This is a genomic window from Ruegeria sp. YTSA075 (genome assembly GCF_059610245.1).
The window spans coordinates 113,802-123,073 of the sequence record NZ_JBXWNG010000012.1 but is presented as its reverse complement, the minus strand read 5'-3'; the positions used below and the strand labels follow the sequence as shown (position 1 = coordinate 123,073).

General features: G+C 58.9%; 10 protein-coding genes. 6 read left to right on the top strand and 4 right to left on the bottom strand.

Going from position 1 to position 9,272, the window contains the following annotated elements; translation table 11 throughout:
- Positions 1-388: 388 nt before the first annotated feature.
- Positions 389-1,576, bottom strand: a complete 1,188-nt coding sequence (locus tag AC2FGE_RS17990; RefSeq protein WP_496820646.1) for a Zn-dependent hydrolase — start codon at positions 1,574-1,576, stop codon at positions 389-391.
- A gap of 135 nt (positions 1,577-1,711) precedes the next feature.
- Between AC2FGE_RS17990 and AC2FGE_RS17985 the strand changes: the two genes are divergently transcribed.
- From AC2FGE_RS17985 to AC2FGE_RS17970, 4 genes are read left to right on the top strand one after another with little or no spacing between them, the layout of a single operon-like run.
- A complete protein-coding gene (locus AC2FGE_RS17985; RefSeq protein ID WP_496820645.1) occupies positions 1,712-2,362 on the top strand; it encodes a histidine phosphatase family protein in 651 nt (216 codons plus the stop codon).
- Between the two features lie 10 nt (positions 2,363-2,372).
- Complete coding sequence (locus AC2FGE_RS17980; protein WP_496820644.1) at positions 2,373-2,987, top strand: glutathione S-transferase family protein; 615 nt, start codon at positions 2,373-2,375, stop codon at positions 2,985-2,987.
- A 14-nt stretch (positions 2,988-3,001) separates the two neighbouring features.
- Positions 3,002-4,057, top strand: coding sequence for a saccharopine dehydrogenase (locus AC2FGE_RS17975; protein ID WP_496820643.1), 1,056 nt, complete (start codon positions 3,002-3,004; stop codon positions 4,055-4,057).
- 3 nt (positions 4,058-4,060) lie between these two features.
- A complete protein-coding gene (locus AC2FGE_RS17970; RefSeq protein WP_496820642.1) occupies positions 4,061-5,203 on the top strand; it encodes a saccharopine dehydrogenase family protein in 1,143 nt (380 codons plus the stop codon).
- A 95-nt stretch (positions 5,204-5,298) separates the two neighbouring features.
- Here AC2FGE_RS17970 and AC2FGE_RS17965 read toward each other — a convergent pair whose 3' ends face one another.
- Together AC2FGE_RS17965 and AC2FGE_RS17960 are read right to left on the bottom strand one after the other, a co-directional pair.
- Positions 5,299-5,616, bottom strand: coding sequence for a DUF3775 domain-containing protein (locus tag AC2FGE_RS17965; protein ID WP_170655855.1), 318 nt, complete (start codon positions 5,614-5,616; stop codon positions 5,299-5,301).
- A gap of 87 nt (positions 5,617-5,703) precedes the next feature.
- Entirely contained in the window at positions 5,704-6,474 is a 771-nt protein-coding gene (locus AC2FGE_RS17960) for a DUF1365 domain-containing protein (protein WP_496820641.1), read from the bottom strand.
- A 290-nt stretch (positions 6,475-6,764) separates the two neighbouring features.
- Between AC2FGE_RS17960 and AC2FGE_RS17955 the strand changes: the two genes are divergently transcribed.
- Together AC2FGE_RS17955 and AC2FGE_RS17950 are read left to right on the top strand one after the other, a co-directional pair.
- Complete coding sequence (locus AC2FGE_RS17955) at positions 6,765-7,280, top strand: sigma-70 family RNA polymerase sigma factor (protein ID WP_496820651.1); 516 nt, start codon at positions 6,765-6,767, stop codon at positions 7,278-7,280.
- A gap of 10 nt (positions 7,281-7,290) precedes the next feature.
- Positions 7,291-7,941, top strand: coding sequence for a ChrR family anti-sigma-E factor (locus tag AC2FGE_RS17950; protein ID WP_496820650.1), 651 nt, complete (start codon positions 7,291-7,293; stop codon positions 7,939-7,941).
- Between the two features lie 7 nt (positions 7,942-7,948).
- Here the strand turns inward: AC2FGE_RS17950 and AC2FGE_RS17945 are convergent, their stop codons facing one another.
- Complete coding sequence (locus AC2FGE_RS17945) at positions 7,949-9,253, bottom strand: adenylate/guanylate cyclase domain-containing protein (protein ID WP_496820640.1); 1,305 nt, start codon at positions 9,251-9,253, stop codon at positions 7,949-7,951.
- Between the last annotated feature and the right edge of the window lie 19 nt (positions 9,254-9,272).

The window sequence follows — 9,272 nt, the reverse complement described above, 5'->3', positions numbered from 1 at the left end:
ACAGGCATCTCCCATCCCGCAAAATCAACCAACTTTCCTCCCAAACCAACGTGAAGAGAATAAAGAGGGGTGCGTTTCGGTGAAGTCATGGCGGGTACTGCCTTTCGTCTCTAAATGTCGCAACGCATGCGCATCAGTCTGACCCAAGCTGCAAAATTTGCAACGATTCAGCCCCGGAATTTTGATGGCAGGGCTTTAATGCGGCAGACCTGTATACGGGCGTATGCATCAATAATGTTCCTATAGGAAACTTTTTTCCGTTAGGCAACACTCGTGGTTGCAGGCCATGCGCATCCCAGCATTTATTCAAAGGCACATATCCCGCCACAGCGCCTTACCCTTGGTCAATACGCTGGGAAACTTACATATTCCATGCCCCTTATTCAGATCATCCAGCCAAAGCTCTTACAGCATGTTCCAATACGCAAAGACCAGCGACCAGGTCATCCTCGGCTGTATCCTCGGCGAAATCATGGCTGATTCCATTGATCGAAGGCACAAACAGCATCGCAACTGGCATCACGCGGGCGACATTGGTGGCGTCGTGCAACGCACCCGATGGCATCCCGCGCCAGTTGCCGGATGAGACATGTTCCGCGCCACACTCCAACGCTGCGCGCAGTGTCGGGTCCATGGCCACCGGTTCTAGCCCCAACATTGGGCCGTAGTTGAGGGTCATACCAAGCTCGTCGGCCACCTGCTGCGCGGTGGATCGAATGATTTCCTCCATGCGGATCAGCCGGCCCCCATCGCCATCGCGCCATTGCATCGAGAAACGGACGCGCCCTGGGACGATGGAGGATGCATTGGGATGCAAATCGACGCGTCCGATGGTCCACACGGTCTGAGGGGTCACCACGTTGCGGAACCGGTCATTGAGTCTTGCATTAAACAGCGACAAAGCCTGAAACGCATCGCGCCGCAAATGCATTGGCGTGGTGCCCGCGTGGTTCTGTTGCCCTTCAAAGGTGATCGACATATCCCGGATTCCGACAATATCGGAGACAACACCGATGTGCTGCCCCGCTGCGTCCAGCGCGGGGCCTTGTTCAATATGCATTTCGATGAAACCGCGGAACCGGGATGGTTCAACAAAACCATGTGACAGTTCTGCCATCTCGGATCGGGCCGCGCCAAAGGTAATGCCAGAGCCGTCGGTCAGCGGATCGGCCTGTTCTAGCGGCAGCCCACCTGACCAGACCGCTGATCCAGTGGTCACGCCAAAGCGGCCCTCTTCATCTTGAAAACTGACGACTGAGATCGGCTGGTCGCTGGACCGCGCAATTTCAAGCGCGGCAATCACACCCAGCGCCCCGTCCAGCCAGCCACCCTCGGGCTGGCTGTCGGAATGTGATCCCATCAGCAAAGACGTGCCCGGGGCAAGTCCAAACAGGTTCCCAACCGGATCAAAATGCGGCTCCAGCCCTGCTTCAGCCATACGACCCGCAAGCCATTGACGCGCGGCAATGTCCGCTGGGGAATAGGCCGGACGTACGACACCTTTGCCGACACCCGACGCCCCGAATTCGCGCAGCTTGTGCAGATCGGCCAGAAAGCGATTTGGATCGATGCTCATAGGTCCTCCAGACGCATGGTCGCGGCAACCATAGCCAGAACACAAAAAGCTGTAAGGATTTTTTGCCGCCAAAGGGAAACCCCTCTGGCCCCGACCCGGAACCTGCCCTAAGACATCCGCATAAGAGGGACCGATATGTCACATATTACATTGGTGCGGCACGGGCAGGCCAACACGGCAGCGCGGGACGAGGCGAACTATGACAAGCTGAGCGATCTGGGGCATCAGCAGGCCCGCTGGCTGGGCGCGCATCTGCGCGATACGCGCAGCCATTACCCCCGAACCTATTGCGGTACTTTGATCCGGCATGCCGAAACCGCCGCCAGTATGGGGTTGACTGATCCAATCCGCGACCCGCGGTTGAATGAGATCGAATACTTCACCCTCGCGCAATTGTTCGAAGAACAACATGGCGTTGCCATCCCCACAGATCGCGAGGGCTTTGTCGAGCACCTGCCCAAGACCTTTGACGCCTGGGCCAATGGCCTGATTGAGAACACGCCCGAGACCTTTGAACACTTCGAAACCCGCGTCCGCGATGCGTTGCGGGACATCGGGACCGAAGGTGGGCCCGCCATCGTTGTAACCTCGGGTGGGTTGATCTCAATGGTGGTGCGGCAAGCGATGGGTCTGGATATCCCCTCGATGGCGCGCGTCGCCCTTGCCATCATGAACACGTCGATGCATCGTCTGCATCCGATTGGAGCGCATCTCAGCCCGGTTCTGTTCAACGCCGTTCCGCATCTGGAAACGCCCGATCGGCAATTCGCACAGACGCACCTGTAAGGAGACACCGATGCAGCTTTATTACGCCCCCCGCACCATCTCGGTTGCCGTTGCCATCGCGCTGGAAGAGGCGGGGCTGGACTATGAGGCCATCAAGCTGGACTTTGCCGGGGGCGAGCAGGCGAAACCGGCCTACAAACAGATCAACCCCAAGGGTCGGGTCCCGGCGCTGGTGGTCGACGGGGGCATTCTGACCGAGACCGGCGCGTTGCTGGAATTCATCGCCGCCAAAACGCCTGAGGTCGGGCTGGTGCCTGCCGATCCGGTGATGGCAGCCCGGATGCGCGAGGTGATGTTCTATCTCGCCTCGACCATGCATGTGAACCATGCCCACAAACAGCGCGGGCATCGCTGGGCGGATAAGGAAGCCAGCTGGAAGGATATGACGGCGAAGGTCGCGCAAAACATGACCGCGTCCTGCGAGTATATCTCGGCCAACGGGCTGCGTGGGCCGCTGGTTCTGGGTGAGGCATTCTCGCTGGCCGACGCTTACCTCTACGTCGTCTGCAGTTGGCTGGAAGGCGACGGCGTCGATGTGTCAGCCTTTCCCAAGATCGTCGCTTTCCGCGAAGCGATGGAGGCGCGGGGGTCGGTCCAAGCCGTGCGTGCTGCCGGAATGCTCTGAGCAAAGGAAACTGCATGACACATCTTTGGGTCCGGGCAGAACAACGCCCGAATGAGGAACGGGTCGGTCTGACCCCCGATGGCGCCGCAGCACTGATCGCGGCCGGCATTCGCGTGACGATCGAGGAAAGCTCTGTCCGCGCTATTCCGATCAATGGCTACAAAGAGGCGGGCTGCGAGATCGCACCAGAGAATTCCTGGCCCGAGGCCCCATTGGACGCGATCATATTTGGCCTCAAGGAGCTGCCCGAAGATGGCACACCCCTGCCCCATCGCCATATCATGTTCGGCCATGCCTATAAGGGCCAGCATTCGGGCCGCGCATTGTTGCAGCGGTTCAAGGCCGGGCGCGGCACGCTTTACGACCTGGAGTATCTGGTCGATGAAGATGGCCGCCGGGTTGCCGCCTTTGGATACTGGGCTGGATATGCCGGGGCGGCTGTGACCCTTAAAACATGGGCTGCACAACAACGCGGCGAAGAATGTCCGCCAGTTGGCGTGTACTCTGACAAAGACGCCTTAAACGTCGAGCTTTTGGCTGAACTAGACGCCACAGGCGCAGAGCGTCCCCGCGCAATCGTCATCGGCGCCTTGGGTCGTGTCGGCACCGGTGCTGCCGACCTGTGTGAGGCGATGGGAGTCACCGTCACCAAATGGGACATGGACGAAACCGCCAGCGGAGGACCATTCCCGGAAATCCTGGATCATGACCTGTTCCTGAACTGCATCTTCGCGCGCCCCGGCACGCCGGTTTTTGTTCCGCGCGACGCGCTGACCGCACCGCGCAGGCTGACCGCCATCGGTGACGTGGCCTGCGACCCGGATAGCGACTACAACCCGGTCCCGGTCTATGACTGCGCCACCACGTGGGAAGCTCCTGCCCTGCGCGTCGCCACCGATCCAGTGATGGACGTGATGGCCATCGACAATCTGCCGTCGATGCTGCCGGTCGAAAGCTCTCAGGACTACGCCGCGCAATTGCTGCCTTCTTTGCTCACCCTGAGCGATCTGGACAGCGGCGTATGGGGTCGCGCAGAAGCAACCTACAAAACTCATATCGAAGGAATCTGAGCGATGACGATTCACTGGTGTGGCACCGGCCTTTCGGCCATCCCCGGCCTGCGCCGCCTGATCAAAGGCAGGCACAAGGTTACCGTTTGGAACCGAACCGTCGAAAAGGCCAAAGCCGAGGTCGGAGACCTGACCAACGACATCCGCGCCTTCGACATCGACGCATTGGGCGCAGTGCTGGAACAGGGCGACGTAATCGTCTCCATGCTGCCGGGCGACTGGCACGTACCGCTGGCGGAACTGGCCATCTCGAAACAGGCAAACTTTGTCTCGTCGTCCTACATCGCCCCCGAGATGCGCGCGCTGGACAACAAAGCCCGCGAGGCCGGTGTGGCGCTAGTAAACGAGGTCGGACTGGACCCCGGCATCGACCACCTGATGGCGCATGCGCTGGTTGATGACTACCGCGCCTCAGACTCGTTTGATCCGCAAAACCACCTGAGTTTCATCTCCTATTGCGGCGGCATTCCAAAGAACCCGAACCCGTTCCGCTATAAATTCAGTTGGTCCCCCTTGGGCGTTCTCAAAGCCCTGCGTTCTCCGTCCAAATCCATCCGCGACTACGCCCCGCTGAACGTCGCCCGCCCATGGGATGCAATCAGCAGCTATATCGCGCCTTTGCCGACGCCGGAGAGCTTCGAGGTTTACCCAAATCGCGACTCGATCCCGTTCATGGCACAGTACCATTTCGAAGATCACTGGCCGGTCAAAGAATTCGTCCGCGGCACCCTGCGCCTGAACGGCTGGGCCGACGCCTGGTCGAACGTATTCACTGAGATCGAAACCCTCTCGGGACCCGAAGGCGACGCCCGCCTGAAAGACATGTCCGATCAGTTCTGGGCCGAGAACGCCTATGACGAAGGTGAACCGGATCGCGTGGTTCTGTGCGTCGCCCTCAAGGCCGAGAAAGACGGCGTTGAAGTCTGGCACAAAACCTATGTGATGGACGCCTGGGGTGATGAACGGGGTACGGCAATGGCCCGTCTGGTGTCGATCCCGGTATCCCTAGCCATCGAAGCCGTTTTGAACCGCGCGATTCCAGCAGGCGTTCACGCGGCCCCGAATGATCCGAAACTGGTCCATGACTGGATGACGGAAATCGACACTCTGGCCCAGCATCTGCAGATCGTGGATCATCTGGCCTGACAATACCTACCCAAGCAGATCAACCATTTCTTCTTCTGTTCAAAAATACCTCGGGGAGCGCGAGGGGCTGGCCCCTCGCCCCCCTCAACACAGCACTACATCAGATCGTTCTCAACATCCTCGGCCGAAATCCCCAGCGCATCCAGCCCATTCTCCAGATGGTCTGACAGATGCGGCGTTCCGATCAGGTAGTCAGCGCACGGGGTTGAAGCTTCGGACCTTGCAGTTGCGATCGCCTCAGCTAGATCCTCAGCGAAAAAACTCTCGCGCCCGATCCACATGATCGCAACCAGCTCGGCCTGTTCGTCCTCACTCATCCGGTCGACAAAGGCGCGCAGTTCTCCTTCGGCCCGGTCCAGCTCACGGCCCATCATGGCCACCTGTGCGACTTTTCTTGCCGAGATTTCCAGCATGTTTCCAGCTCCTTCTGTTCGCGGTCTCAGACCATCAGACCCATTCCAAAGGCCCGCGTCTTTGATCTTACGCAAACAAAAGTCAGCTTAGTGCCGGGTGCGTGATACCGGGTGATCGGGCACGGGCGCGCTGCGGAACGGGCGAAACCGGGCTTTCTTGAGCCAAAGTTTCAGCGCCTGCCAAACGATCAGGGTAAACGTGCGCCGCGCTCCAAAAGGGCGGCGCAGCAAAGACCACAGGATCGTGCGATTGGTCAGTGGTTGGCGCGGCCCGGTCAACGTGGCAATCAGCCCCCCATCCGCACGTTCATAGTCAATCCAGACGCCCACGCGATCAGGGCGATAGTCAAACCGGAACGTATAGCTTCCTTCGATTTGCTGGAACGGAGACACATGCATCAGCTTGTCAGCCACCACCCGGTCAGACGGGCCAATAGGTGAAAAATTCGGCTTATGGCAGACATAGCTGTGACGGGTTCCATAGGTATTGGTGACCTCGGCAACAACCGCGTATAGCTGCGCGTCATTGTCAAAACAAAGCCAAAAACTGACCGGATTGAACACGTGGCCCAGCACGCGGGGCTGCGTCAGCAACATGATCTGCGCGGGCTGCGGCACCTCCAACTCATCAAAGCGGGCGCGCAGCCAGTTTGCACCGACACCTTGCTTTGGCACGCCTCCGTGATCAGTGCGCCGCCAGTTGAAGATATTCGCCCGGTCAACTGAAAACAGAAGGGGCGTTGTCAGCTGTGCCTCGGGATCAAACAGGACGTAATCAACCGAATAGCGAAACGCATTCTCAATTGCGCCTTTGCGACCATGATAAGTATGGCCTGCGATATGGTCGATATTCTTCATGTCGTCGCGTATCCTGTCTGACCTGTAAACTGTTCGAATGGCGCTCTTTTCCCTAAAGAGCTGTCATAGCTGATACGAAATCTAGCGCTGATTGGATTATTTTGTCTCGGGAAAGTGATCCGCCTTGGGCCGCCCTGCGTAATGTGGTTATGTTTACCGAGATCAATACCGTGACCTTGGACGAACCTGCGGCTGAACAGGCCGCCCGTCAGCCTTGGCGCGCGAAGAAACGCATCAGGGGTAGACAGGTGAACGGAACGAATCGCAGTTGCGACGCCAGAACCGAGTGGGTGGATCATGTCAGGCGTATCCGGGATGCGCAGGATCAGGCGGCCTTTGCCGAGCTGTTCCAGCATTTCGCGCCACGTATCAAGGCGTTCCTGATGAAATCGGGGTCAGACGCCACGCTGGCTGAGGAATGCGCGCAAGAGGTGATGGCGACCTTGTGGCACAAGGCCCATCTTTTCGATCCATCGCGGGCCACAGTGGCCACCTGGGTGTTCACGATTGCTCGGAACAAACGCATTGACGTACTGCGCAAGCAGCGCCGCCCCGAACCGGAAGAGTTGGGATGGGGTCCCGAGGCCGAGCCTGATCAGGACGATGTCCTTGCGTTACAACAGGAAACCGCGCAACTGCGCACCGCCCTGTCGGCGTTGCCAGACGCGCAGAGACAGCTGATCGAGAAGGCGTACTTCGGAGATCTGAGCCATCGAGAGATTGCATCTCAGACCGGATTGCCGCTGGGCACGATCAAATCACGGATACGGCTGGCGCTGGACCGCCTGCGCCATGCGATGAATTGAGATGAGTAAGATGAAGAACCCGATCAAACATCACCTGACGGACGATCTGCTGATGGCTTATGCCGCTGGCACTCTGCCGGAAGCGTTCGACCTGATGGTCGCGACCCATCTGTCACTGTGCGACCACTGCCGCGCGCGCGCCGAAAGCTTTGACGCTGTGGGTGGCCATGTGCTTGAGGAGCAGCTGGAGACAGCAAGCATGAGCGACACATCCCTGGCTGCCACCATGGCTTTGATCGCCCAAGGCGCACCGACCCCCAAGCCCGCGAAACCGGGCTGCGCCGTCCTGCCAACGCCACTGCAGGACTATGTTGGCGGAACCGTAGATGACATCCAGTGGAAATCCATAGGTATGGGCGTGAAACAGGCGATCCTGCCCACATCCAAGGATGCCACAGCGCGGCTGCTGTTCATTCCGGCGGGCGTTGCCGTGCCGGATCACGGGCATCACGGGACCGAGTTGACCATGGTTTTGCAAGGCGCCTTCTCGGACGAGGTCGATCGCTTTGCCCGCGGCGATGTCGAGATTGCGGATGAGGATCTGGAGCATACTCCGGTGGCCGACATGTCAGAGGATTGTATCTGTCTGGCCGTCACAGATGCGCCATTGAAGTTCAACAAGCTGATGCCCCGGCTGTTCCAGCCCTTCCTCCGCATCTGAAGTTCAGTCAGGCACTGCGATCCTGCCGGGGTATTCCGAACACGTCCAACGCACCGCTGCGCCCGCGTACTTCTACCGGGGGTAGCGATAGGAGTTCGGTTTCAGCCACCGAAGCGCCTGCGGCGTCGATCAACGCGGATGATAGGATCAGAGCCATATCTGTTGAGCGCGTCTGACTTTCCAACCGGGCCGCGATGTTGACCGTGTCACCAAACACCGAATATTCCAGCCGCTCCTGATCACCAATCACTCCAACAAAAACTTCGCCCCAATGCAGGCCGATGCCCGTATCCAACGTGGGCAGGTTTGCCTGCCTGCGCTCGGTGCTCCAATCGCGCATCTCACGTGACAGCCCAAGCCCACAGCGCAAACAGCGTTCGGCCGCCCGGTCACCCTGAAAAACAATCATCACTGCATCCCCGATGAACTTGTCGATGATGCCGTTCTCTTGCCGAACCACCTTGGAGACACGGCTGCGATACGAGGCGATCAGCTCGGACACCTGCTCGGGCTGCAAGTTTTGCGATAAGGTCGTAAAGCCGCGCAGGTCTATGAAAATCACTCCGGCCAGCTGCCGCCGCCCCTGTTTCAGCGCTGACAAACCGCTTTCGCCCAGATCTCCGACCACTTGCGCAGGCAAGTATCGGGTCAGGTTCGCGCGACGCTGTGCTTCGGTCACCGACTGAAACAGCAGAGCATTTACGCGATAGGCGGCAACGATCAGAACCACACCCGCAAGTGTGATCATGAACAGACGGATCAGGTTGGGTGGCGGCGACAAGAACAGCCAGATCGGATTTGTATCTTGCCCTCTCGAAAGTCCCGCATCCTGACCGATGAGATACAATAGTCCAAGAACAAGCAGCGCAACTTGCAACGCCATGACCTTGGGGTTGCCGCGCAAAACGCCAAATGCCAGCACCACGGGTACCAGCCACACCGCTGGCAGCACAAACATCACGTCCCCTGACAGGCCAACATTGCGCATGCCCACCCAGACATTGAAAACCAGAAAAAGCGCATCTGCCGCGGAAACTGGCCAAGCCATCCAACCGGCAAAGCGCTGTTGTCGCGCTACTGTCCATGTGACCAGGCCCAGCGCAAAATAGGCAAACATGGTGCCAAGGGCGGATACCCATTGCCGTTCCAACACGGCATGACCTGTATTCTGAACCGGTTGCACGGTGACCAGAAAGAACACGCCCAGGCCAAAGGCCACCAGCATACGCAACAGACCAACAATCTGTTCGGCATCCTGCTCAGCTTTGCCCAACAGCTCGGCAATCTCTGACGGCGGAGTGTCTTGTGCCATATCTCTGCCAGTGCGCCCC